The following is a 23,872-nucleotide window of genomic DNA, read 5'->3' on the forward strand; positions in this document are numbered from 1 at the left end:
CATGGATCGTCTGGACTCGCTGTTTCCCGCTGCCACGGATATCCCCGAGGCCTATCGCCTGGGCGACCCGCTCGAGCAGCGCGACTACCTGGTGGATGGGCAGCTGCACCGCTGGGAAGGCCCGCTGGCCACGGTGCGCAGCCCGGTGTGGCTCAAGACCGACGACGGTGAGCAGCAGGTGATACTCGGCAGCGCCCCGCTGCTGGACGCCGATACCGCCCTCACCGCCCTGGACGCCGCCGTGCGTGCCTACGACAAGGGCCGCGGCGTGTGGCCGAACATGCGCGTGGCCGAGCGCATCCAGCATGTGGAGGCGTTCCTGGCCCGCATGCGCGAGCAGCGCGCGGTGGTGGTCAAGTGGCTGATGTGGGAGATCGGCAAGAACCTCAAGGACTCCGAGAAGGAGTTCGACCGCACCTGCGACTACATCGTCGAGACCATCGGCGCCCTCAAGGAACTCGACCGGCGCTCCAGTCGCTTCGAACTGGAGCAGGACACCCTCGGCCAGATCCGTCGCGCGCCCCTGGGCGTGGCGCTGTGCATGGGCCCCTACAACTACCCGCTCAACGAGACCTTCACCACCTTGATCCCGGCGCTGATCATGGGCAACACCGTGGTGTTCAAGCCGGCCAAGTTCGGCGTGCTGCTGATTCGCCCGTTGCTGGAGGCGTTTCGCGACAGCTTCCCGGCCGGGGTGATCAATGTCATCTACGGGCGTGGCCGCGAGACCGTCAGCGCGCTGATGGCCAGCGGCAAGGTCGACGTGTTCGCCTTCATCGGCACCAACAAGGCCGCCAGCGACCTGAAGAAGCTTCACCCGCGCCCGCACCGCCTGCGCGCCGCGCTGGGGCTGGACGCCAAGAACCCGGGCATCGTGCTGCCCGAGGTCGACCTGGACAACGCGGTCAACGAGGCGGTCACCGGCGCCCTCTCGTTCAACGGCCAGCGCTGCACGGCGCTGAAGATCCTGTTCGTGCACGAGCAGGTGGTGGACGCCTTTCTCGACAAGTTCCAGCGCAAGCTGGCCGACCTCAAGCCCGGCATGCCATGGGACCCGGGCGTCAGCCTGACCCCGTTGCCCGAAGCAGGCAAGGTCGACTACCTGGGCGGCCTGGTAACCGATGCAGTAGCCCACGGTGCCAAGGTGATCAACCAGGGCGGCGGCCAGAGCCGCGGTTCGTTCTTCTACCCGGCGCTGCTGTACCCGGTGAACCCACAGATGCGCGTGTACCACGAAGAGCAGTTCGGGCCGGTGATCCCGGTGGTGCCCTACCGCGACCTGCAGACAGTGATCGACTACGTGCTGGATTCGGATTTCGGTCAGCAGTTGAGCATTTTCGGCACCGATTCGGCCACCGTGGGCCGGCTGGTCGACACCTTCGCCAACCAGGTCGGGCGCATCAACCTCAACGCCCAGTGCCAGCGCGGGCCGGACACCTACCCCTTCAACGGGCGCAAGAACTCGGCCGAAGGCACCTTGTCGGTGCATGACGCATTGCGCGTGTTCTCGATCCGCACCCTGGTGGCCACCAAGTTCCAGGAGGCCAACAAGCAGTTGATCAGCCAGATCATCCGCAACCGCGAGTCGAGTTTCCTGACGACTGACTACATCTTCTGATTGCGTGGTGGGCAAAACGGTACAAGCATAGGCTTGGATCGCGGCGCACCTATCGCGGGTCAAGCCCGCTCCCACAAAGGCAGTGATGAACACGTGGGAGCGGGCTTGACCCGCGATAGGGCCCGTGTAGGCAACACACTTTTTGCGTACCAATGGAGGAAAAAATGGCCACCCAACCCATCCCCGACGGTCAGCACAGCATCACCCCCTACCTGGGCATCAAGGACGCTGCCAGGGCCATCGACTTCTACAAGGCCGCCTTTGGCGCCACCGAAATGTTCCGCCTCGACGCCCCCGATGGCCGTATCGGCCATGCCGAGCTGAAAATCGGCGATTCCTCGCTGATGCTGGCCGACCCCTGCGACCAGGCCGGCGGGCTCACCAGCAGCCAATCCCTGCAGGGCAGCGCCATCGGCCTGCACCTGTACGTCGAAGATGTCGACGCTACCTTCGCCCAGGCGCTGAAGGCCGGCGCCACCCAGGTCAACGCCGTGCAGAACCAGTTCTACGGCGACCGCAGCGGCACCCTCAAGGACCCGTTCGGCAACCTCTGGTTCGTCGCCACCCACGTCGAAGACGTGTCGGTCGAGGAAATCCGCGCCCGCGCGGCAAAAATGTTCAGCCCGCAATGAACGCCACCTGCACGCGGCGATGGTCGCGTGCAGGGCTTTGAATTAAGGTGGCATGCACAGGAAGGCTGGCCAGGATCGTCCATGCGAATCATCGAGAAAAACGCCGCGCTGGTGCGCACCCTTACCCCCGCCGAAGAGGAACTGCTGCGCGGGTTCGTGCTGGGCGCCCTGGAGGGCCCGCGGCTGCTGCAGGCCAACCAGTTGCTGATGAAGGTACGCGCCGCCGGGCAGTGGCTGGCCTGCGACTGCCAGCCCAAAAGCATGCCGGTACTCAACGTCAACCTCAACGGCAGCACCGGCACGCTGTTTCTCAAGAACAACCCCGGCACCACCGAACATGCGCCGGGCTGTGCCTTCACCAAGGACGAACGCGACACCGACGCCAGCCACAACGAGGCCGACACCCCGCCGGCGGCCTGGCTGGCACCGGACGCGCCGTTGCGCCTGATCGGCGATTTCCAGCGTGCCGCTGCCGGCAGTGGCGACGGCAACGGCAGCGGCGACAGGCGCGAACAGCATCGCCTGCTCTCGCTGCTGCTGACCCTGATCGAAGCCAGCGGCCTGAACGTCTATGCCACCCACCTCAAAAAGGACCTGACCGCCCAGTTCGCCGAACTGCGCAGCGTCGCCACCCGCTACCCGCTGATCGACCGCGTGCCCGCCAGCAACTACCTGGAAACCCGCCCGGACATGAAGCACATGATGATGCTCAAGGCACGTCTGCGCGACACCACGGTGTTCGGCACACATCGGCGCCATGGCCTGCTGCTGGACTGCGTCAGCCAGATCAAGGCGCGCAAGGTGCTCACCGAGCGCAGCGAAGACGGGTTCGACTTCCAGGGCCACCACCTGCTGTGGGGCGGTAGCCGCACCCCCGGCCCGCTGCTGGCGCTGGCTATCTATTCCCCCGCCACCGCCGGCAGCCACTTCTACGAGCTGATCCATGTGGCCAGCGTGCCGGTGCTGTCGCGCGCTCACCTGTTCCCGGTGTACCGCGACGAAGAGCGCGAACCGCTGAAGATGCTCGTCTCGCTGATCGACTGGATGGCCGGCAAGGGTGTGAAGGTGGTGATGCGCCGGCCGGTGATCGGCGGTCGAGTGATGGACGAACTGGTGCTCAGTTCCGACCAGGACAGGGTGCTGTCCGTGTCGCTGACCGAACAGCCGCTGGGCCCGGAGCCCGAAACGGAAAACTTCAGGCGCTTTGCCGATTTCAAAGGCCTGGACACCTTCCGCAAGTACGTGGCGGGCTTCTTCATGCGGGGTCGCGACTAGACCGTCCGTCGCTCACGCCGCACCCTCGGCGCATGACGACGGACCAATGTCAGGTAGCCCACATGAAAGGAGTTCGACCATGACCCGCACCCCGATCACCGCTCTGCTGTTCGCCGCGCTGCTGGGCGCCCAGGCCACCGTGGCCCTGGCCGCAGGTACCGGCCCGACCAACCCTGCCCCCGGCAACGGCGTGCCCAACTCCACCCTTCCTGGGGCCGGGGTGGATGTACCGGCCCCGTCCAACGAGCCGTCCATGCCCAACGGCACCGACCCACGTACCCAGGGCAACGATGACGGCCGCCAGGGCGGCATGAACACCGATGACACCCGTGGGCAGATGCCCGAGGGCACCGGTTCCGAGAGAAATGGCCACGAAGGCTCCGAAAGCAACAACCGCGGCGGTGTCAGCGGCCCGGCTGGCAGTTGACCGCTGCGCCCGCAAGCTGGCTCCTACCGGCGATACACACCCTGTAGGAGCCGGCCTTGCCGGCGAAGGCCCAAGCACTGCAACCGCTTGAGTGCCGCCCCTGCTGCCCCTATCATCCCCAGCCTCTTCCACCTGGGGCTCCCCGTGTCTGACCCTCGCCTGAAACGCCTTGGCGCTTGCCTGCTGGCAATCCTTGGCAGCGCCTACCTGGCGCAGAACATCGTGCCGTGGCGCCAATTGATGGCCGATGAACGCACCGGGCCGGCCCAGACACGCCTGCTGCAATTGAGCGATGGCAGCCAGCTTGCGCTCAACCACGCCACCCATGTGGACATCCGCTTCACCGCGCAGCAACGACGCCTGGTGCTGCACGACGGCGAAGTGCTGGTGCAGGCCAGCAGCGACCCGCGCCCGCTGATCGTCGAAACCCCGAGCGGTGAAGTCCGCGCACACTCCGGGACGTTCAGTGTCGATCATCTGCACAGGGGCTCCCAGGTCAACGCCTACGCGGCTGATGTACAGGTCCTGCCACGGCTGGGCACCCCCAGCCTGCTGCCCAGCGGCAGCGGGCTATGGTTGCGCCGCGCCGGCAGCAGCTGGCAATGGCCAGCCCGGCCCAGCCGAATCAACACCCGGGCCTGGCCCGCCGGCAGCTAGCAGTCGAAGCGGTCCACCGCGCGGCGCCGCTCGTTGTCGTCGCGCATGTCGTAGTTGGCCGTGGTCTGGATGTTGCTGTGATGCGCCAGCTTCTGCGCTATCGACAGGTCGTGCTCCTCGATCACCCGGGTGATGAACGAACGGCGAAAATCGTGGGGCATGATCTTTACGCCCACCTGGGTTCCGCGTTGGCGGGCGATGTAGTAGATCGCGTGCTTGGTGATGCGCTCGCGGGTGATATGGCTGCCGCGGCGGATGCGGTTGAACAGGAAGGTATCGTCGGCCTGGCCCTCGGGCAGCTGCGAGCGGCGAAACTCCAGCCAGGCATTGAGCTTGTCGAAGGCCCACACCGGGGCGTACTTGATCAGCTGCTTGTTGCCCTTGCCCAGCACCTGCAGGCTGCGCTCGGCAAAGTCGATCTGCCTGAGGTCGAGGTTGACCGACTCGCTCTTGCGCATGCCGGTGCCGTACAGCAAGGCGATCACCGCCGCGTCGCGCAGCCCCTGCGGGCGCGGGTCGGCAGCGCAGGCCTCCATCAGTTCGCGGATCAGCGTGCGCTTGAGGTTGCGCCCCACCGGCAGGCGCGTGCCCTGGGCGGCCTTGACCGTGCGCATGCGCAGCAGCTGGTCCTGGCTGATCAGGCCCAGGCGCCAGGCTTCGTTCATCACCCCGCGAATCGCGTTGACGTACAGCGACGTGGTGTTGGGCGCATAGCCGTCGGCGCGCAACGCCGCCACCAGCGCAGTGACATGCCCCGGTTCGAGCAAGTGCCAGGGCACCTCCTTGATGTCGATGTCCTCGAAGTCCAGACGGTCGGCGGCGTCCTGCAGGATGTACTTCATGGTCAACTGGCTCGACGGGGCCAGTCGGGCGAGGTATTGCAGCAGGGGGTTGTGGAGCGATGCGTGCAGTGAATCAGGCAAACCGTGGGGTTCCTCTAGCGCAGTAGGGCAAATTCAGCTGGGGATGATACCCCTAGTCCACCAGGTAAAGCTTGATGGTTTCCCGGGTCAGCGAGATCACCTCGTGGGTGTAGCCCTCGGCATCGCTGGTGCCGTATTCCAGATACCCGTCCTTGCGCTGGATCACGTAGGCCACGCGTGGCAGCGGCCTGCCGGTTTCGCTGTCGGTGATGGGCAGGCGTGCACTGTAGAGCGGCGCCTCGACCTGCCTGGCGAAGGGTGCCAGCGGCGTGGCGTCGTCCAGCGTCGGCGCGGCCCACACAAAAGGTGGTATGTACGGGCTGTAGTCGTGCTTGTTCACTTCGGCCAGCAGCACCGAAACCGGGATGCGCATCACCAGTGAAAAGTACGCGTGATACGGGAACGCGGTGATGTACAGCTTGCACGGGATTGTGGTTCTGTTCTCGAGCAGGCGCTGGATGGTTTCGCGGGTCAGTTCAGTGCTGCTGGAGCGGCTCGGCAGGGTCTTGTCGAAGCTCATCTGCGCCAGGTAGTTGAAACTGCCATCGGGCGCGCGGCTTTCGAACTCGGGCGAGCCGGACAGGTTGTAGGTGATGACGTGTTCGAGGTCGAAGTTCTCGTCGCCGTCCAGCGCGCACACCAGCCGCTCGCTGATCTGGCCATTGCCGGTGTGGCGTTCGAACAGGCTGAGCAGGTCTTCGTCGGCCTGAAAACGCAGGTCGTAGCGGTACGGGTTGTCGCTGAACGACACAAAGCGCAGGGGCAACGGGTCGATGCCGTGGTCCTTGACGCAGCCACTGCTCAACAGTGCACCGGCGGCCAGCGTGAAGCCGAGGGCGAAGCGGTGAAACACAGGCATGCGCCCTTCTTCCATGAGTGTGGCGGGCGCGCAGGATGCCCTAGCAGGCACTCTGCGGCAAGTGTCACGGTGCTTTGTGCAATGCCTCGTGAACCGCTGGCGCAGCGTGACCAACTGGTGTATCAAGGCGCCCTCCCGCCCCCATGGATGACACATGCGCCTGCTTCCACTGATCGTACTTGGCCTGCTGGCTGCCCAGCTCAGTGCCTGTTCACTGTTCATCCCGCGCGCCAAGGCCACGGTCGAACCGATTTCCCTGCAAAAGCAGCTCGACAGCAACCACAGTGTGTACACCCTGACCTTCGCGGCAGATGTGGATGTGCTCGACGCCTTCCGGGGCAAGACCAGCCAGTTGGGCACGCGCATCGAATGCTCGATCACCGAGGATGAGAACCTCGCCTATGACCACCGCATGACGTATTCGCTGATCGGTGAGATCGAACGCGATGACCGACCGCCCCGTGATGGCCTGTTCACCTCGAAACTGAGCTTTCAGAAAAAAGACCAGTACCGCGACCTGAGCGACGCAGCGGCCCTCGACATGCTGGCAAGAAAGCCGGTACTGCCATGCACCATGAAGGCGTCCGGCTTCTTTGTGGGCTACTACTATTCGAAGCCGTTCACCTTGCAGGCCAGCGACCTGATCCGACTGATCAAGGGGCCGGTGCCTTCGCAGCGCCTATTTCTCAAACACTACTGAAGAACGTGCGGCGCCCTTGAAAACAGGTGCTTGACCTCAACCTAACTTGAGGTTTTACCCTTGCGCCTCCCTTGAGTGGAGTCGCCCCATGAGCACCAGCCAACCCGCTGTATTTGTGTTGTCCAACCCCGAAGGCCTGTACGACCCCAGCGCCAATGCCTATTCACACGTGGCCGAGGTCAGCACCGCCGCCAAGCTGCTGTACATCGCCGGCCAGGGGGGTGAAGACCCTGCCGGTACGCTGTCGCCCGACTTTGCCGAACAGGCGCGCCAGGCACTGCTCAACCTGCGCACCGCGCTGGAATCCAGAGGTGCGAGCCTGGCCGATGTATTCAAGCTGACCCTGCTGATCGTGGACCATAGCGAAGCCAGGCTGGCGCTGTGGGCGGCGGCTGCCAACGCCGCCTGGGGCCAGCTCAGCAAACCGACCTGCACCCTGATACCCGTGCCGCGCCTGGCACTGGACGGCATGCAGATCGAAGTCGATGCCGTGGCGGCCCTGCCCGCTTCGAGCTGATGGCCCCTAGCGCAGCGTGCACTGCGTCTGCACGATCGAGCGGTTGATGCGGTCCAGCTCGCTCTCGGCAACGACCCTGTTGTGGACGTTGAAGGCCATTTCATAGGCCTGGTTGGCAAACGCGGTGCAGTTGGGCCGTTCGAGAATCACCGCATCCATGCGCAACGCGTAGATGACCAGGGCGTCCGCCGACTGACCGGCGCGTTCGCGGTAGGCATAGCGTTGCTGGCGGGCCTGCTCGAAGTTGGCCTGCACTGCCTTTTCATAGTTGGCCTTTTGCGTGCGCTGCACAGTGGCCACCGGCACAGTGAGCAATTGATACACCGCCTGCTCGTAGGTCTTGGGGAAGCGGACTTCGTTGGTTTCGTGCAGCAACGTCTGGTTCATCACGTACAAGGTGGTGGTCGGACAGTAGTCGAAGCGCCCGCAGGCCTTGCTTGCCTTGGCTTGCAGGGCATCTGGCTGAAACCGCTGCGCCGACCAGCCCAGGGCCAGGTTGTACTGCTTGAGCGCCGTGTAATCGGCCTTCAACGCCTTGTTGAACGCCGCGAAGCACGCCGTGGTCTGCGCCGTCTGCGCATCGCCACAGCCTTTCACGCCAGAGATGTCGTCCAGCGAGTCGCCGCTGTAGTCGAGGGTCAGCGCTGGCCGTGCAGGCGTTGTCGACACCGCCACACCCTGGGTCTTGAGTGCACTGTAGCGGGCCGTCATTGCTTGCAACCTGGTACCGTCGGCTTTCTGCACGGCGGCGATTTCCAGCAGTTGCTTGACCGCGTCGAGGTCCTGGGGCTTGAGGTCCTTGTTGCCGGTCAGTGCCTCCAGCAGGTCCAGCGTGGCATTGGCATCACCGGCTTCGGAGTCCATGCGCAGCGCGCTCAAGGTCGACGCATAGCGGCTCTGTTGCACGAACTCGCCAAGGTTCATTTCTTCAAGGCTTGCGTACTTGAGCGGCTGTGCAATCTGCTGGCTCATGTCCTGGGCACACGCCAGCGAGGCGTACAGCAGGGTGATGGCAAGGGTAAGGCTGGTCTTCATGGACGTCCTGACAAGGCAACGCCACCGCAATGGTCGCGGTGGCCCACACCTGCATCGGCACGGCTGGCGCTTCCTTTAACTCAGTACACGGCCCCCACCGGGTACACGAATGCATTCACGTCATAGAAGGGCGTGCGCTGGTAAAACCAGTGCAGGCGCGCACTCGGGCTGTCGGCGAACGCCTTGTCGTCCTTGAGGCGGGCCTCGAACTCGGCCTTGAGTGCCGGGCTCGCGGCCAGCATCTTGCGCGCCATCGGCTCCATCACGTATTCCTCTGGCTCCTCCGCCGCCACCAGGGTCGCGTTGAAGAAACCCCAGGCCCAGAACGAGTCGGGGCTTTGCGGGTGCAACAGATTGATCGCCAGCACACCCAGCGGCTGGTCGACGTCGATCAGCACCGAACCCGCCGCAAAGGTCTGCATACGCTCCAGCGGGTTGGCCACGCCACTGACCAGCAGATGCCCTTCATAGCCCGGAATCTCGTTGGCTGCCGCACGGTCCGGCTCGAAGCCACCGGCCACCTTCACCTCATCCATGCGGTACAGCGTCACCGCCATCGCCGTGGGCTGCTCGAGGGTGCGCATGCGGATGCCATGCGCCTTGAGCCGCGCGATCACCTCGGCCCACTGCGCCGGCACCACGTACTGGCGTGGGCGCTTGACCACCAGGTCGGGCTCGGTGTTGCCAGTGACCGGCACCGTCAGCGGCTTGGGCACGTTGCCCCACACGATCGTCCTGGCACCGGTGATCGGCGACTGTTCGTAGCGGTAGTCGCCCACCTTGAAGTCCACCTGCTCCTCCTTGCCCGGCTTCCAGGTCAGCACCACCTCGCGCTGGGCCGCGAGCCGGGCACGGTCACTGGCAATGGCCTGCTGCAGCGAAGCGGCCTGTTCGCCGAGCACCTGGAACATCGTCTTGAGCATCACGTAGTTGCCCAGCACCTGGGTCTGATACGGGTGCAGTGCATGCTGCTCGATCAGAATCGACGGCACGTTGCGGATATCGCCGTACTGGTTGGAGAAGCGCGCCAGGTCGGTGCGGTACGGGTAGTAGCCCTGGGTCGGGTCCTGGTTGTCGTTCATGCTGATGCACTCGTGCACCACATGCCCCTCGCCCTCCAGCGCCTGGTACACCGGCGCACGCATCACCGTGTCCATCCACGCGCTGCTGGCCGGCGACCAGCCATTGCCGTTATGGCAATACGAGCTGTCGTAGGGGTACATCGCGCCATCGGTGGAGTGGGTGTCGGCGAAGAAGCTCAGCTCGTAGGTGTTGAACACCCAGGCCACGTTGCGGATCTCGGCGCTGTCGAGCTTGGTGAAATCGCGGTTCAGGTTGAGGTTGCGCCCGTTCACGCGCCAGCCACTCTGGCGGGGGCCGTTCTGGTTGATTCGGCCATAGGCGCTGCGACGGATATCGCCGTCCACGTTGACACTGGGGATGAACAGGATGTTGACCTTCTGCAGCAGGCCGGCCAGCGGCTTGCTGCCGGTGGTCATGTCGCGCAGCAGCATGAACATCGCGTCCTTGCCGTTGGACTCGCCGGGGTGGATACCGGCCTCGATAAAGAGCGTCGGCTTGCCGGAACGCTTGAGCGCGGCGGGTGACTTGTCGGCCTCCAGCGAGGCCACCACCAGCAGCATCGGGTGGCCCTCGGCGCTTTTCTCCGGCAGCTCGCTGAGCACGATGGCGCCATTGGCGGCGGATGCCAGTTGCTGAAGGTAATCGCGGGTTTGCGCGTAGGTGCTGGTGTCGGCAAAGCCGGTGGCTTCGGCGACGGTGATCAGGGGGTTGCCGGCGGGCGCGATACAGCGGGTGCTGGTGAGGGTCTGCTCGAACATTGCCGGCAGAATGCGTTGCTTGGCGGCCTCGGGGTAGCCGCTGTCATCGATATAGGCCGGGGCGCCGGGCAAGGCCGCAAGGGCGGGCAGGCTGCCGAGCAGCAGCAAGGTGGCCAGCAGGGGCTGCGGGTGCAGGTCGTTCATGATGGGTCCTTATCATGCGTAAGCAGGCAACCTTAGCTGATAAGGGGCAATGTCACCGCGATGGGATGCCGGCGAAGCGCCGCGCGAGCGGCGCTCGGTGCCGGGAGCGCCGTTGCGCCACGCCGTTCTACCGCGCCGCCAACCCCATCTGCCAGAAATCCGCCTCCAGCCGCGACGCCTGGGCAAAGATCGCCACCAGCTCGGTGAAGCGCTGCTCGGTCATGCTGCGCGCCGCCAGTTCGTCCAGGTGCAGGCGCGCTGCAGCAGCCACGCCCTGATACCCCTCCCCGGCATACTCGCCAATCCACTCGCGGTACGGATGATCACCCAGCGCCGCCACCCCGTCGGGGCTCAGCGCCCGGCCGATCTCGGCGTAGCCAATCACACAGGGCGACAGCGCCACATGCAGGTCCAGCAAGTCGCCCGCCGCGCCGCAATCGAGCACGAAGCGCGTATAGGCCACGGTGGCCTGGTGCTCCGGCGCGGCCTCGATGTCAGCCTTGGACAAGCCCCAGCGCGCGCACAGGCGTACATGCAGGTCGGTCTCGTCCAGAATCGCCGCAAGCCCCGCCTGGGCGGCACGGATGTCCGAAGGCCGGCGGCTCTTGTACGCGGCCAGCGCCCAGGCCCGCGCGAACTGGATCAGGAACAGGTAATCCTGCACCAGGTAGGTACGAAACGCCGTTTCGGGCAAGCTGCCCTGGCCCATCTGGCGCACGAAGCTGTGGTCCACGTAACTGGCCCACTCGGTCGGTGCAGCAGCTTTCAAACGGTCGAAAATATCCATCGTTCACTCCCCCTGTGGGTACACGGCATCGAAAAACTCAAGCTCCAGCGCCACGGCACGCAAGAAGAAATCGGTGCTCAGCGCCTCTTCCTGGGGGCCCACACGGTCGAGTTCGGCACCCAGGAACGCAACGAAGTCGGCGAAGGCCGGGTTGTCGTGCAAGGTGATCCACTCGGCGTGCACGAAGTTGTCCGGCAGCGGCCTGGGCGCCTTGAGCGCCCAGTCCAGGTACAGGCCCTCGGCCACGTTGAGCACCGCCAGCACCGCCGCATAGGATCGGGTGGCCGCCGCCTGGCGCATGATCGCCTTGAAGCCGGCCGTGGGCTGTGTGTCGGCCGGCGCGGTGCGTTGCGCCTCGCTCACGCCCAGTGCCTCAAAGGCGCGCAGGAAATAGGTGTTTTCATCGCTGGCGATCATGCCGGCGAAACGCGCCAGGCGCAGGCGCGCATCGAAGGTGTCGGCGGTGGCAATGGCCGCGCCGAGCAGGGTCAGGAAGCTGTCGATGAAGCGATGGTCCTGCACCAGGTAACGCACCATCACCGGGTCCGGCAGGCTGCCGTCGCACAGCTGGGTGACGAAACGGTGGCCGACGGCGGCCGACCAGGTGGGTTCGCTTTGTTTGCGCAGGTGTTCGGTGAAACGTGGGGCAGTCATGGAGCGGCCTCGCAGTGAGACCGGCAAAGAAGGCAGGCGCTAGATCCCATCCCTTCGCCGGCATGATCCGGATCAGGTTCGAAGGGTCACCGCGCTGCAGATGCCAGCGGTTTCTCAGCCCGTTGCCGGGGCTCCCCTTGGTGCGCACACTGTATACAGCGATGTGGGCAATGTGCAATGCGCAGGCACCGCATCGATGCCATCGCGGGTCAAGCCCGCTCCCACAGGAGCTGGCGCCGTCCTTGTGGGAGCGGGCTTGACCCGCGATAGGCATTCACACCGAAACCGCTTTCAACATCCCCCGCTCGACAATGAACCCGATCACCGCCTGCAAACCCTGCCCCGTCTTCAGGTTGCTGAACGTCCACGGCCGCTCGGGCCGCATGCGCCGGGTGTCCTTTTCCATGACCTCCAGCGACGCACCCACATAGGGCGCCAGGTCGATCTTGTTGATCACCAGAAAATCCGACTTGGTGATCCCCGGCCCGCCCTTGCGCGGGATCTTCTCGCCCTCGGCCACGTCGATCACGTAGATCGTCAGGTCGGCCAGCTCCGGGCTGAAGGTGGCACTCAGGTTGTCACCGCCACTCTCGACGAAGATCACTTCCAGGTTGCCGAACTTGCGCGCCAGATCCTCCACCGCCGCCAGGTTCATCGAGGCATCTTCACGGATCGCGGTATGCGGGCAGCCGCCGGTCTCCACGCCGACGATGCGCTCGGGCTCGAGCGCGCCGGCTTCGGTAAGGATGCGCTGGTCTTCCTTGGTGTAGATGTCGTTGGTGACCACGGCAATCTGGTAGTCATCGCGCATGGCCTTGCACAGCGCTTCGAGCAGCGCGGTCTTGCCGGAGCCGACCGGGCCGCCGACACCGACGCGCAGGGGTTGCTGGTAGCTTTGCATGGCAGTTTCCTCAGGATCGGAACAATCGGGTGTATTGGGTTTCATGGCGGGCAGAGGCAATCGCCAGCAACGGCAGGCCGCCGCCCAGGTGTTCATCAGGTACGTCCAGCGCCCACTCCAGTACCGCAGGCAGCTCCTCGCACAACTCGCGCAGTAGGGTCTGGGCCGCCTGCTGACCGAACGGCACCAGCTTGACCCCGGCCATCACCGCCCCTTCCAGCCAGGCAAAGCCATGCCCCAGGGCCAGCTCACGCAGCGGGATCTGCCAGTGCACGGCCAGCCAGGCCATGCCGCCCAGCTGGCTCAGCTCGACGCTGCTGCGCCAGGCCGGCGCCTGACACAGCTGCCAGCCATCGAGCAGGCGCGCCAGGGCCTTGCCGCGCTGGCGTTCCTCCAGGCGCAGCTCGGCGGTTTCGCGGTTGGCCAGCAAAAAGCTGCTCCAGTGGGCGAACGCATCGGCATCTTGCGCGCGGCACGCGCTGTACAGCCGTTGCAGCAGCGGCCAGTCGAGGTGGCCGAGGGTGTCGTGCAACTGCTCGCGCTGCCAGGCGCCAAAGCCGTCGGCCCCCGTCACCCAGCCCGCCTCCACCGCCCACTCCAACCCCTGGGAATAGGTGAAGCCCCCCACCGGCAGGTTGGCGCTGACCAGTTGCAGCAGGCGCAGCAACTGCAGGTTGGCGCTCATCAGCCGGCCAGCACCAGGGCGGCACCGGCCAGCAGGCCGCCGCCACAGGCCTTCTGCAGCCCGGGGTGACGGCGCAACAGGCGCCCGGCGCCATAGCCTGCCAGCAGCAACAGGCCGCTGACCGCGACAAAGCCTGCGCTGAACACCCAGAACGCGCCCGGGCTGGCTTCGACGCCGTGGGCCCAGCCGTGAAACAGCGCGAACACCGGCATGACCAGCGCCAGCAGCACCTGGCGGCTGGGCAGCAGCAGCGCCGCGGCGGCCACCAGCAGCGAGCCGATGATCATGCTCTCCATGCCGATCACGCCCCCGAACAGATGGCCCATCAGCGCGCCGCCGAACATCGCCGCCAGCGTGGCCAGCGGCAGCGCCAGGGTGCGCCCGGTCAGGGCGGCCAGCACCCCGGTGCCCAGCAGCATCAGCAGGTGGTCAAGCCCGGTGAGCGGGTGCAGCAACCCGTCCTGCAGGGGGTTGCTGTCGTGGCCGGGGTGGGCGAACGCAGGGACGGCGATCAGCAGCAAGGCAAACGCGAGGGTCTTTTTCATCGTGCAACTCCATGTCGAAATCAGTGGGCGTGGCCAGGCACGCGAACAAAGGGGTGATCGTTGTGGCTGTGGCTGTGCGGCGCGCTCTGGTAGGCGCCGGCCTCGGGCTCGAACGGCGCCTGCTCCACCGTCACCTCAAGGCCGAAGCCACGCACCATGTCGTCCAGCACATGGTCGTGCTGGTACCGCACGAAATCGCGCTCGATCTGCAACGGCACATGCCGATTGCCCAGGTGATAGGCGGCGCGGGCCAGCGCCAGCGGGTCGGCGCAGCGCACCGTCGAAACCTGCTCCGGCGCCGCCAGCACGCGAATCACCTCACGCCCCTGGGCGTCGGCCAGCAGCTCGCCGCCGCGAATCAGCTGGCCGCGTTCGAGCATCAGCCCGGCCTCGCGCCCGTCATCCAGGGTGATGCGCACGCGGCTCTTGATGCGCGTATCCAGGCTCAGGGTGGCAGTGGCGCCGATGTGTGCGGCCTGGTTCAGGCGTTGCGTCAACAGGATCATGCTCGCTCCTCAAAACAGAAAATAACGCTGCGCCATCGGCAGCACGCTGGCCGGCTCGCACACCAGCAGCTCGCCGTCGGCGCGTACCTCATAGGTTTGTGAATCCACTTCGATGGTGGGCATCAGCCCGTTGTGCAGCATGTCGGCCTTGCGCACCGTGCGACAGCCCCGGGCCACGCCGATCAGGCTGCGCAGACGCAGTTCATGGTGAACGCCACGCTCCACCGCGGCCTGGGACAGGAACGTCATGCGCGTGGCGTTGCGCGCCTGGCCCAGGGCGCCGAACATCGGCCGGTAGTGCACCGGCTGCGGCGTCGGGATCGAGCCGTTGATGTCGCCCATCGGCGCCATCACGATCATCCCGCCCTTGAGCACCAGTGCGGGCTTGACCCCGAAGAACGCCGGCGACCACAGCACCAGGTCGGCCAGCTTGCCGGCCTCCAGCGAACCGACTTCATGGGCGATGCCATGGGTCAGCGCCGGGTTGATGGTGTACTTGGCGATGTAGCGCTTGACCCGGAAGTTGTCGCTGCGCGCGGTGTCAGGCGCCAACGGGCCGCGGCGCAGTTTCATCTGGTGCGCCACCTGCCAGGTGCGCAGCACCACCTCGCCCACCCGGCCCATGGCCTGGGAGTCTGACGAGGTCATCGAGAACGCGCCGATGTCGTGCAGGATGTCTTCGGCGGCAATCGTCTCGCGGCGGATGCGCGACTCGGCGAAGGCCACGTCCTCGGGGATGCTGGTGTCCAGGTGGTGGCACACCATCAGCATGTCCAGGTGCTCGTCCACGGTGTTGACGGTGTACGGCAGGGTCGGGTTGGTGGAGGACGGCAGCACGTTGGCGTAGCCCGCCGCACGGATGATGTCCGGCGCATGCCCGCCGCCCGCGCCCTCGGTATGGAAGGTGTGGATGGTGCGGTCGCCGATGGCGGCCAGGGTGTCTTCGATGCAGCCGCTTTCGTTGAGGGTGTCGCTGTGCAGCGCCACCTGCACGTCCATCGCCTCGGCCACGCCCAGGCAACAGTCGATGGCCGCCGGGGTCGAGCCCCAGTCTTCGTGCAGCTTGAGCCCCACCGCCCCGGCCTCGATCTGCTCGCGCAGGGCCTGGGGTTGCGAGGCATTGCCCTTGCCCAGCAGGCCGATGTTGATCGGCAGTTCGTCGGCGGCCTGGAGCATGCGCGCCAGGTACCAGGTGCCCGAAGTACAGGTGGTGGCGTTGGTGCCGGTGGCCGGCCCGGTGCCGCCGCCGATGAAGGTGGTGATGCCCGACACCAGCGCCTCGTCGACCTGCTGCGGGCAGATGAAATGAATGTGCGAGTCGATGCCGCCGGCGGTGACGATCTTGCCCTCGGCGGCGATCACCTCGGTGCCCGGCCCCACCGCCAGGGTCACGCCGGGCTGCACGTCGGGGTTGCCGGCCTTGCCGATGCCGAAGATGCGCCCGTTCTTCACGCCGATATCGGCCTTGACGATGCCCCAGTGGTCGATGATCAGGGCGTTGGTCAGCACCAGGTCCATGGCCTCGGCGGCCAGCATCTGGCCCTGGCCCATGCCGTCGCGGATCACCTTGCCGCCGCCGAACTTGACCTCTTCACCGTAGACCGTGAAGTCCTGCTCGACCTCCACCCACAGCTCGGTGTCGGCCAGGCGCACGCGGTCGCCCACGGTGGGGCCGAACATGTCGGCATAGGCACGCCGGGAAATACGGCTCATGCCACGGCCTCCAGCTTGCCCATCACCCGGCCCTGGAAGCCATACACCTCGCGCTTGCCGGCATAGGCCACCAGGTTGACGGTGCGCGCCTGGCCCGGTTCGAAGCGCACGGCAGTGCCGGCGGCGATGTCCAGGCGAAAGCCGCGGGTGGCCTCGCGCTCGAACACCAGAAAGGCGTTGACCTCGTAGAAGTGATAGTGCGAGCCGACCTGGATCGGCCGGTCGCCATGGTTGGCCACGCTGACGCTGATCGTGGCGCGACCGGCGTTGAGTTCGATGTCGCCGTCGGCGACCTGGATTTCTCCGGGAATCATGGGCTGCTCCTGGGCAGGTCAGACGATAGGGTCGTGGACGGTGACCAGCTTGGTCCCGTCGGGAAAGGTCGCTTCCACCTGCACGTCGTGGATCATCTCGCTGACGCCTTCCATCACCTGGTCACGCCCCAGCACTTCGCGGCCCAGGCTCATCAGCTCGGCCACCGTGCGCCCGTCGCGGGCACCTTCCATCACGCTGGCACTGATCAGCGCCACCGCCTCGGGGTAGTTGAGCTTCAGCCCACGGGCCAGGCGGCGCTCGGCGAGCAACGCGGCGGTGAACAGCAGCAGTTTGTCTTTCTCTCTCGGGGTCAGCTCCATGGTGCGGTCTCTCAAGTGGCCCAGATGCGCGGCGGGCATGGCGGCAAGCCGACGACGGTCGGTCGCAGGGCGCGCCACAGCCGCTGCAGGGTGGATTGCAGGCGTTGGTTGTCGTGGTCGAGCAGGCGCACCACCAGCAGCTGGCCAAGCAGCGTGGCGCCGGCGGGCACCGGCAGCGGGTGGATCAGTTCGCGCACCTGTTCAAGCAGTTGCTCGTTGGCCGGGGCGGCGCAGAAGGTGGCCAGCAGCGGGTGGCCGCCCAGCTTGTGCAGGTGCCCACCCTGCAGGCGCAGGCGCTCGTGCAGGCCGGGATCGTCGGGCATGTCCACCTGCAGCCGGCTGTCCACGGCGCCATGGCTGAAGGCCTCGCCCATTACCGGGCGGCCCAGGCACAGGGTTTCCCAGGCCAGCAGGCGCGCGCCGGGGGCCAGGCTGAAATGGCTGTGCAGCGATACCCGCGCGCCGGGGAAGCAGATGCTGTCCTGGGGCAGCCACTCCAGGGTGCTGCCCTCGGCCAGGTGAAAGCGCTGGCGCAGCACCGAGGTGGGCCCGGCGCTGCGGTAGAACTTGGTGGCACCGGGCATGGTCAGCAGCGCATGGCTGCCCGGCTCCAGGTGCAGGTTCAGGGCCAGGCGATCCCCCCCCACCACCCCGCCCGGGGGGTGCAGCACATACACATGGCAGGGGTCGCCTTCGGGGTAGAACGGGCGCTGCACCAGAAGTGGGCCGAAATGCTGGCGTGCACCAATTCGGGTCCGCCCCTGACCTGCGACGAAGCGCAGGTTCAGTTCGGCGTTCCAGCCGGCCGGATCAACCGGCGCGGGGATAAATCGTTGAGCTTGCGTCATGCACGGCGGCCCTGGGCAATGGAGTGGCGACACGGCAAGGCCGGTGTCTGACCAATCGATCAGCTATCGATGCCAGGGGCAATGCAGGTTGCGAGCCAATGTTGTGCATTGGCGTGGCCACGGCGTAGGAAACGCCCTGCGATGGTTACTGCTGGCCAAACAGGTCATGGGCGTCGAGCAGCCGGTAGGCGATCTCGGGACGTTTTTCGAGGGCGCGGCGGATGGCCGCCGGTATGCTCTGGCGGGTCTTGCGGCACAACCCTGGCGGGCCTTCGACCTCGATACGGATACCGCGCATGGTGCGCACTTCATTGGGGCCGGGGGCGATGTGCACCTGGATGCCAAGCTGATCGAACAGGCGGCGCTGCAGGTGTTCGAGGTCGGGCAGGCTCTGCAGGTTTTCCAGGCGTTGGAGCAGGCGGTTTTCTTCCTGGCGGGTCAGGCGCAGAATGCGCAGGTCGGCGCCCGGCGTTTCGAGCAGGCGTTCGCGCTCGCAGATGCAGGCACCGGGTGGGCAGGGTTGGCGCAGCGGTATGATGGGCTCCATGAGGCCCAAGCATAGTCACCGGCCCCTGCGCCGGCAACGCCGGCTCCTGCCCGGTTTGCGTCGCCTGCAGGCGCCGGCGTTGCCGGCGAAGGCGTCACTGGAGATCCTTGCATGAAACAACCCGAACTCGACCTGTTCGGCCCACCCGCCCTCGGCGCCCCCGAATGGATCGGCAAGCAGACGCTGCTGCTGCCAGGCTTTGCCCTGGACCTCGTCGAGCCCCTGCTGCCGGCCCTGCGCACGGTGCTGCGCGCCGCACCGTTTCGCAATCAGCTCACCCCCGGCGGGCGCACCATCGAAGTGGCGGTCACCAATTGCGGGCCGCTGGGCTGGGTCAGCGACCGCCTGGGCTACCGCTACAGCCCCTTCGACCCGCTCACCGGCAAGCCCTGGCCTGCCCTGCCCACGCTGCTCGCCGAGCTGGCCGCTGCCGCCGCAGAGGCAGCCGGCTTCGCCCATTTCAGGCCCGACGCCTGCCTGATCAACCACTACCAGCCCGGCAACCGCCTGACCCTGCACCAGGACCGCAACGAACGCGACTTCAGCCAGCCCATCGTGTCGATCTCGCTGGGCCTGCCGGCGGTGTTCCTGTTCGGCGGGCACACCCGCAGCGAGCCCACCCGCAAGGTCGGCCTGCAGCACGGCGACGTGATGGTCTGGGGCGGCGAGGATCGCCTGCGCTTTCACGGGGTCAACCCGCTCAAGGACGGCGAGCACCCACTGCTGGGCGCCCGCCGCATCAACCTGACCCTGCGCAAGGCCGGTCAACCCGATTGAACTCCCGCCGGTCTGCGCCCCTCCCACTTCATAGGGTTTGTATGAACGATGGAGCACGGCAATGGCCAAGCCACTGCAGGAATACCAGCGCAAGCGCAACTTCGACGCCACCCCGGAGCCGGCCGGCAAGGCCCGCCGCGGTGCGCGCGCGCAGGCATTGCAGTTCTGCATCCAGAAGCACGACGCCAGCCACCTGCATTACGACTTTCGCCTGGAGCTGAACGGCACCCTCAAGAGCTGGGCCATCCCCAAGGGCCCGTCACTGGACCCGAAGGTCAAGCGCCTGGCCGTCCACGTCGAAGACCACCCGCTGGACTACGCCAGCTTCGAGGGCAGCATCCCCGCAGGCCATTACGGTGCGGGCGAAGTGATCGTGTGGGACCGCGGCGTGTGGCTGCCCGAGGGCGACCCGGCCAAGGCCTATGCCAGCGGCAAGCTGCGCTTTCGCCTGCAGGGCGAAAAGCTGAACGGCACCTGGCATCTGTTTCGCACCCGCCTTGGCGGCAAGAAGGAACAGTGGATGCTGGTCAAGTCCGACGACGAGGCTGCCCGCGCCGAGGCCGACTACGACGTGCTGCAGGCCCAGCCCGACAGCGTGCTCAGCGAGCGCAGCCTGATCCCGCGCACCAAGGGCAAGGGCAAAGACAAGGACAAGGACAAGCCCAAGGCCGCACCCCCGCCTCGCCGCCCAGCCAGGGCCGGCACACTGAGTGCGGCCAGGAAGGCCACCCTGCCCGCCGCCCTCACGCCGCAACTGGCCACCCTGGTGGAAACCCCGCCACAAGGCGACTGGCGCTACGAGGTCAAGTTCGACGGCTACCGCATCCTGGCGCGCATCGACGGCGACGACGTGCGCCTGTTCACCCGCAACGGCCACGACTGGACCACGCGCATGCCGCTGCAGGCCAAGGCCCTGGCCAGCCTGGGGCTGAGCTCGGCCTGGCTGGATGGCGAAGTGGTGGTGGCCAACGCCGAGGGTATCGCCGACTTCCAGGCCCTGCAGAACGCCTTCGACAGCGACACCGATGCCAACATCGTCTACTACCTGTTCGACCTGCCCTACCTCAATGGCATGGACCTGCGCCAATGCCCGTTGCAGGAGCGGCGCGCCGCCCTGGCGGCCGTGCTTGAACCGGCCGACGAACAACGCCTGCGTTTGAGTGCCGACTTCGACGAAGCCCCCGAGTCCCTGCTGGCCAGCGCCTGCCAGATGCAGATGGAGGGCCTGATCGGCAAACGTGCCGACAGCCTCTATGTATCGCGGCGCAGTCACGACTGGATCAAGCTCAAGTGCAAGCAGCGCCAGGAATTCGTGATCGTCGGCTTCACCGAACCCAAGGGCAGCCGCGCCGCGTTCGGTGCCCTGCTGCTGGGAGTGCACGACGCCGACAGCGGCCAGCTGCGCTACGCCGGCAAGGTCGGCACCGGCTTCAATACCGCCACCCTGCAGAGCCTGCTTCAGCGCCTCACCCCGCTCGAGGTGAAAAAGCCCGCGGTCGCCAACCCACCCACCGGCGCCGAAGCCCGCGGCGTGCACTGGCTCAGGCCACAGCTGCTGGCCGAGGTGGCCTACGCCCAGATGACCCGCGAAGGGGTGGTACGCCATTCGGTGTTCCATGGCCTGCGCGAAGACAAGCCGGCCCGCGCCATCGGCCTGGAGAAACCCGTGAAAGCGCCTACCCGCAAAGCCTCCGACAACACCCTGCGCATCACCCACCCCGACCGGGTGATCGATGCCAGCAGCGGCACCGACAAACGCCAGGTGGCCGAGTACTACGCCCAGGTCGCCGAATGGATCCTGCCGCACCTCAAGCGTCGCCCCGTGGCGCTGGTGCGCGCACCGGAGGGCCTGAGCGGCGAGCTGTTCTTCCAGAAGAACGCCGCCCAGCTGAACATCCCGGGCCTGGAGAGTCACGACAAGGCCGAGGCCGGCCAGGCAGTGATGATCATCGACCGCGCCGACACCCTGCTGGGCGCGGTACAGATGAACACCCTGGAACTGCACACCTGGAACGCCACCGCCAGGGACTTCGACAAACCCGACCGTTTCGTGCTCGACCTCGACCCCGACCCGGCATTGCCCTGGAAGGCGATGGTCGAAGCGACCCAGCTGACCCTGGCACTGCTCGACGAACTGGGCCTGCAGGCGTTTCTGAAAACCAGTGGCGGCAAGGGCATGCATGTGGTGGTGCCGCTGACCCGGCGTGCCGGCTGGGACGAGGTCAAGGCGTTCAGCCATGCCATCGTCACCCACATGGCCGGGTTGTTCCCCGACCGGCTGTCCGCCGTTTCGGGGCCGAAGAACCGCGTGGGGCGCATCTTCATCGACTACCTGCGCAACGCCCGTGGCGCCACCACCGTGTGCGCCTATTCGCTGCGCGCCCGCGAAGGGCTGCCGGTGTCGGTACCGATACGCCGCGAAGAGCTCACCGAACTCAAGGGCGCCAACCAGTGGAACCTGCACAACCTGGGCGAGCGCCTGGCCAATGGCGACGACCCCTGGGCCGACTACGACAAGACCCGCCAGTCGCTCACCGTGGCGCTGCGCAAGCGCATGGGCGTGGCATGAAGGGCCTGGACTGGATCGACCTGCTGCAGTGGCCGGCCATGCTGCTCACCCTGGTGGCAGCCTGGTGGATCGGCTCGCGTCAGCCGCGTCGGCGGCGCATCGGCTTCTGCTGCTTCATGGCCAGCAACCTGCTGTGGGTGGTGTGGGGCTGGCAGACCGAGGCCTGGGCATTGATCGTGCTGCAGTTCTGCCTGTGCGCCATGAACCTGCGCGGCCTGAAAAAGAATACCTCGACCCACGCTGCGTGCCCCAAGGAGTCCGCCTCATGAGCATTGTTCAAACCTTCGACCTGGGCCGCCTGGACACCCTGCTGCGCCAGTTCGCCGAGCGCCCGCAACCGCTGAACCTGGACAGCCAGCTGCTCGAACTGATGCAGGCCCTGCAGGCAGCCGGCCTGGAACGCCTGCCGTTGCCCGGCCAGGGCCAGACGCTGCAGCGCTGGCAGACCCTGGCGCGGGTGGCCGGCGCCGACCTGGCCCTGGCCAAGCTGTATGAAGGGCATACCGATGCCCTGGCGATACTCGCCGAATGCGCCGGGGCGCACCTGGCCGGCAACGGGATCTGGGGCGTGTGGGCGGCCGAGCCGCCCAGTGCACGGGTGCGCATCGTGGCTCGCGACAACCAGCGGGTGTACCTGCAGGGGCGCAAGGCCTGGTGCTCCGGCGCGCTGCAGATCGACCACGGCCTGCTCACCGCCTGGGACGAAGACGAACAGCCGCAACTGGTGGCGCTGGACCTTGCCGAGACGGGTCTGCACCGGGTGGCAGACGGCTGGCAGGCGGTGGGCATGGGCATTACCGCCAGCGTCGAGCTGGAACTGGAACACACCCCGGCGCACCTGGTGGGTGGCCCTGGCCAGTACCTCAGTCGCCCCGGCTTCTGGCACGGCGGCGCCGGCATCGCCGCCTGCTGGTACGGCGCCGCCGAGGCCCTGGCCGACTACCTGCGCGAACACTGCCGCCAGCCACGCCCCGACCCCCACGCCGACGCCCACCTGGGCGCGGTGGACGCTGCCCTGTGCGGCGCCGCTGCAGCCCTGCGCGAGTGCGCCGCACAGATCGACGCACAGCCCCAGGCCGATGCCCAGTTCGCCGTACGCCGGGTGCGTGCCCAGGTCGAATACGCCGCCACCCTGGTGCTGACCCACGTGGGCCGCGCCCTGGGTGCCACCCCGTTCTGCCGCAACAGCCACTTCGCCCGGCTCAGCGCCGACCTGCCGGTGTTCCTGCGCCAGAGCCACGCCGAGCGCGACCTGGCCGAACTGGGCCGGCAACTGGCCGGGCGTGAAGCCGGCGGGTGGCAGCTATGAGCGTCGACAACCCGATCAAGGCAGCCGGCAGCGGCACGCCATTGTCGCTGTGGCAGGCGTCCAGCGCCCTGGCCCAGGTCGCCACGGTGCAGGCCGATGAGCTGCTGCCCCCCGGTGCGCGCCTGGTGGTGGTGGCGCCCCACCCGGATGACGAGGTGCTCGGTTGCGGTGGCCTGCTGTCGACCTTCTGCGGCCGTGAGCAGGCGTGGCTGCTGGTGTCGGTGACCGATGGCGAAGGCAGCCACCCCGGCTCGCTCGCCTGGCCAGGCGAGCGCCTGCGCGTGCAGCGCCCCCTGGAAAGCCGCGCAGCCCTGGCCGCGCTGGGGCTGGACGTCGACCGGGTGGCCTGGCAGCGCCTGCACCTGGCCGACAGTGGCGTGGCCGCGCACGAAGCGCAGCTGGCCCATGCGCTGGTGCGCTGCCTGCGCCCCGACGACCGGGTGCTGAGCACCTGGCGCCTGGACGGCCACTGCGACCACGAGGCCGTGGGCCGTGCCAGCGCACAGGCGGCGCAGACCGTGGGCGCGCAGCTGATCGAGGTGCCGATCTGGGCCTGGCACTGGGCCCGGCCGGACGACCCGCGCCTGCCGTGGCGCCGTGCGCGCAAGCTGGCGCTCAGCCCGCAGCAACTTGCGCGCAAGCGCGCCGCCATCGCCGCGCATGCCAGCCAGCTCCATGCCGATGGCGAGCAGCCACCGGTGTTGAGCCAGACCACCCTGCAACGCCTTCTGCAACCTTTCGAACTGCTGTTTCTATGACGGGTGTTTC

Annotated in this window: 27 protein-coding genes and 1 riboswitch; of the genes, 12 read left to right on the forward strand and 15 right to left on the reverse strand. The window is 66.8% G+C overall.

Annotation, left to right across the window (positions count from 1 at the left end; all coding sequences use genetic code 11):
• Position 1 precedes the first annotated feature (1 nt).
• From MF6396_RS18155 to MF6396_RS18175, 5 genes are all read left to right on the forward strand, one after another.
• Complete coding sequence (locus tag MF6396_RS18155) at positions 2-1,618, forward strand: NADP-dependent glyceraldehyde-3-phosphate dehydrogenase (protein WP_054914453.1); 1,617 nt, start codon at positions 2-4, stop codon at positions 1,616-1,618.
• A gap of 164 nt (positions 1,619-1,782) precedes the next feature.
• Positions 1,783-2,250, forward strand: coding sequence for a VOC family protein (locus tag MF6396_RS18160; protein ID WP_043860593.1), 468 nt, complete (start codon positions 1,783-1,785; stop codon positions 2,248-2,250).
• An 81-nt stretch (positions 2,251-2,331) separates the two neighbouring features.
• A complete protein-coding gene (locus MF6396_RS18165) occupies positions 2,332-3,525 on the forward strand; it encodes a hypothetical protein (protein WP_078481207.1) in 1,194 nt (397 codons plus the stop codon).
• 79 nt (positions 3,526-3,604) lie between these two features.
• The gene (locus MF6396_RS18170) at positions 3,605-3,952 is read left to right on the forward strand and encodes a hypothetical protein (protein WP_177346333.1); all 348 of its coding nucleotides are present in this window, start codon (positions 3,605-3,607) and stop codon (positions 3,950-3,952) included.
• A gap of 144 nt (positions 3,953-4,096) precedes the next feature.
• Positions 4,097-4,609, forward strand: a complete 513-nt coding sequence (locus MF6396_RS18175) for a FecR family protein (protein ID WP_054914451.1) — start codon at positions 4,097-4,099, stop codon at positions 4,607-4,609.
• Here MF6396_RS18175 and MF6396_RS18180 read toward each other — a convergent pair.
• Both MF6396_RS18180 and MF6396_RS18185 read right to left on the reverse strand, forming a co-directional pair.
• Positions 4,606-5,451, reverse strand: a complete 846-nt coding sequence (locus MF6396_RS18180; protein ID WP_235593661.1) for a site-specific integrase — start codon at positions 5,449-5,451, stop codon at positions 4,606-4,608. The genes MF6396_RS18175 and MF6396_RS18180 overlap by 4 nt on opposite strands.
• A 133-nt stretch (positions 5,452-5,584) precedes the next feature.
• On the reverse strand, positions 5,585-6,391 hold the full coding sequence (locus tag MF6396_RS18185; RefSeq protein ID WP_043860589.1) for a hypothetical protein: 807 nt from the start codon (positions 6,389-6,391) through the stop codon (positions 5,585-5,587).
• A 154-nt stretch (positions 6,392-6,545) separates the two neighbouring features.
• Between MF6396_RS18185 and MF6396_RS18190 the strand changes: the two genes are divergently transcribed.
• Together MF6396_RS18190 and MF6396_RS18195 are read left to right on the forward strand one after the other, a co-directional pair.
• Positions 6,546-7,091 (forward strand): hypothetical protein, encoded by a 546-nt coding sequence (locus MF6396_RS18190; protein ID WP_043860588.1) that lies wholly within the window; start codon positions 6,546-6,548, stop codon positions 7,089-7,091.
• 88 nt (positions 7,092-7,179) lie between these two features.
• Positions 7,180-7,608 (forward strand): RidA family protein, encoded by a 429-nt coding sequence (locus MF6396_RS18195; protein WP_078481208.1) that lies wholly within the window; start codon positions 7,180-7,182, stop codon positions 7,606-7,608.
• Between the two features lie 6 nt (positions 7,609-7,614).
• On the opposite strand, the gene MF6396_RS18200 is transcribed toward MF6396_RS18195, so the two are convergent.
• From MF6396_RS18200 to MF6396_RS18260, 13 genes are all read right to left on the reverse strand, one after another.
• Positions 7,615-8,643, reverse strand: a complete 1,029-nt coding sequence (locus MF6396_RS18200; RefSeq protein ID WP_078481209.1) for a hypothetical protein — start codon at positions 8,641-8,643, stop codon at positions 7,615-7,617.
• An 80-nt stretch (positions 8,644-8,723) separates the two neighbouring features.
• The gene (locus tag MF6396_RS18205) at positions 8,724-10,628 is read right to left on the reverse strand and encodes a M14 family metallopeptidase (RefSeq protein ID WP_078481211.1); all 1,905 of its coding nucleotides are present in this window, start codon (positions 10,626-10,628) and stop codon (positions 8,724-8,726) included.
• 127 nt (positions 10,629-10,755) lie between these two features.
• On the reverse strand, positions 10,756-11,415 hold the full coding sequence (locus MF6396_RS18210; protein WP_043860584.1) for a TenA family protein: 660 nt from the start codon (positions 11,413-11,415) through the stop codon (positions 10,756-10,758).
• A gap of 3 nt (positions 11,416-11,418) precedes the next feature.
• Positions 11,419-12,069: a TenA family protein gene (locus tag MF6396_RS18215; RefSeq protein ID WP_054914446.1), complete on the reverse strand. Its 651-nt coding sequence runs from the start codon at positions 12,067-12,069 to the stop codon at positions 11,419-11,421.
• A gap of 32 nt (positions 12,070-12,101) precedes the next feature.
• A riboswitch (TPP riboswitch) is annotated at positions 12,102-12,217 on the reverse strand.
• 126 nt (positions 12,218-12,343) lie between these two features.
• Positions 12,344-12,970 carry an urease accessory protein UreG gene (ureG, locus tag MF6396_RS18220; protein WP_078481212.1) on the reverse strand — a complete coding sequence of 209 codons (627 nt, stop codon included), beginning with the start codon at positions 12,968-12,970 and terminating at the stop codon, positions 12,344-12,346.
• Positions 12,971-12,980: 10 nt separating this feature from the next.
• The gene (locus tag MF6396_RS18225) at positions 12,981-13,655 is read right to left on the reverse strand and encodes an urease accessory protein UreF (protein WP_054914445.1); all 675 of its coding nucleotides are present in this window, start codon (positions 13,653-13,655) and stop codon (positions 12,981-12,983) included.
• The gene (locus tag MF6396_RS18230) at positions 13,655-14,200 is read right to left on the reverse strand and encodes a HupE/UreJ family protein (protein WP_058540237.1); all 546 of its coding nucleotides are present in this window, start codon (positions 14,198-14,200) and stop codon (positions 13,655-13,657) included. Before MF6396_RS18230 ends, MF6396_RS18225 begins: the two co-directional genes overlap by 1 nt.
• A 20-nt stretch (positions 14,201-14,220) precedes the next feature.
• Positions 14,221-14,706 carry an urease accessory protein UreE gene (ureE, locus tag MF6396_RS18235; protein WP_043859638.1) on the reverse strand — a complete coding sequence of 162 codons (486 nt, stop codon included), beginning with the start codon at positions 14,704-14,706 and terminating at the stop codon, positions 14,221-14,223.
• Between the two features lie 9 nt (positions 14,707-14,715).
• Positions 14,716-16,419, reverse strand: a complete 1,704-nt coding sequence (ureC, locus tag MF6396_RS18240) for an urease subunit alpha (protein ID WP_043859639.1) — start codon at positions 16,417-16,419, stop codon at positions 14,716-14,718.
• Positions 16,416-16,733: an urease subunit beta gene (locus MF6396_RS18245; RefSeq protein ID WP_054914443.1), complete on the reverse strand. Its 318-nt coding sequence runs from the start codon at positions 16,731-16,733 to the stop codon at positions 16,416-16,418. Before MF6396_RS18245 ends, ureC begins: the two co-directional genes overlap by 4 nt.
• An 18-nt stretch (positions 16,734-16,751) precedes the next feature.
• Positions 16,752-17,054 carry an urease subunit gamma gene (locus MF6396_RS18250; protein WP_043859641.1) on the reverse strand — a complete coding sequence of 101 codons (303 nt, stop codon included), beginning with the start codon at positions 17,052-17,054 and terminating at the stop codon, positions 16,752-16,754.
• A gap of 11 nt (positions 17,055-17,065) precedes the next feature.
• The gene (locus tag MF6396_RS18255) at positions 17,066-17,902 is read right to left on the reverse strand and encodes an urease accessory protein UreD (RefSeq protein WP_078481213.1); all 837 of its coding nucleotides are present in this window, start codon (positions 17,900-17,902) and stop codon (positions 17,066-17,068) included.
• Positions 17,903-18,047: 145 nt separating this feature from the next.
• Entirely contained in the window at positions 18,048-18,449 is a 402-nt protein-coding gene (locus tag MF6396_RS18260) for a hypothetical protein (protein WP_054914649.1), read from the reverse strand.
• 111 nt (positions 18,450-18,560) lie between these two features.
• Between MF6396_RS18260 and alkB the strand changes: the two genes are divergently transcribed.
• The 5 genes from alkB to MF6396_RS18285 all read left to right on the forward strand — a co-directional run bounded on the left by alkB (position 18,561) and on the right by MF6396_RS18285 (position 23,862).
• On the forward strand, positions 18,561-19,226 hold the full coding sequence (alkB, locus tag MF6396_RS18265; protein ID WP_054914441.1) for a DNA oxidative demethylase AlkB: 666 nt from the start codon (positions 18,561-18,563) through the stop codon (positions 19,224-19,226).
• A 61-nt stretch (positions 19,227-19,287) separates the two neighbouring features.
• Positions 19,288-21,795, forward strand: coding sequence for a DNA ligase D (ligD, locus tag MF6396_RS18270; RefSeq protein ID WP_078481215.1), 2,508 nt, complete (start codon positions 19,288-19,290; stop codon positions 21,793-21,795).
• Positions 21,792-22,064 (forward strand): hypothetical protein, encoded by a 273-nt coding sequence (locus tag MF6396_RS18275; RefSeq protein ID WP_078481216.1) that lies wholly within the window; start codon positions 21,792-21,794, stop codon positions 22,062-22,064. The genes ligD and MF6396_RS18275 overlap by 4 nt, the downstream gene beginning before the upstream one ends.
• Positions 22,061-23,104, forward strand: a complete 1,044-nt coding sequence (locus MF6396_RS18280; RefSeq protein WP_054914439.1) for a hypothetical protein — start codon at positions 22,061-22,063, stop codon at positions 23,102-23,104. Before MF6396_RS18275 ends, MF6396_RS18280 begins: the two co-directional genes overlap by 4 nt.
• Positions 23,101-23,862 carry a PIG-L deacetylase family protein gene (locus MF6396_RS18285; protein WP_078481218.1) on the forward strand — a complete coding sequence of 254 codons (762 nt, stop codon included), beginning with the start codon at positions 23,101-23,103 and terminating at the stop codon, positions 23,860-23,862. Before MF6396_RS18280 ends, MF6396_RS18285 begins: the two co-directional genes overlap by 4 nt.
• The last annotated feature ends 10 nt before the right edge of the window (positions 23,863-23,872 follow it).

Source organism: Pseudomonas sp. MF6396, assembly GCF_002018915.1.
Classification (GTDB): Bacteria; Pseudomonadota; Gammaproteobacteria; order Pseudomonadales; family Pseudomonadaceae; genus Aquipseudomonas; species Aquipseudomonas palmensis.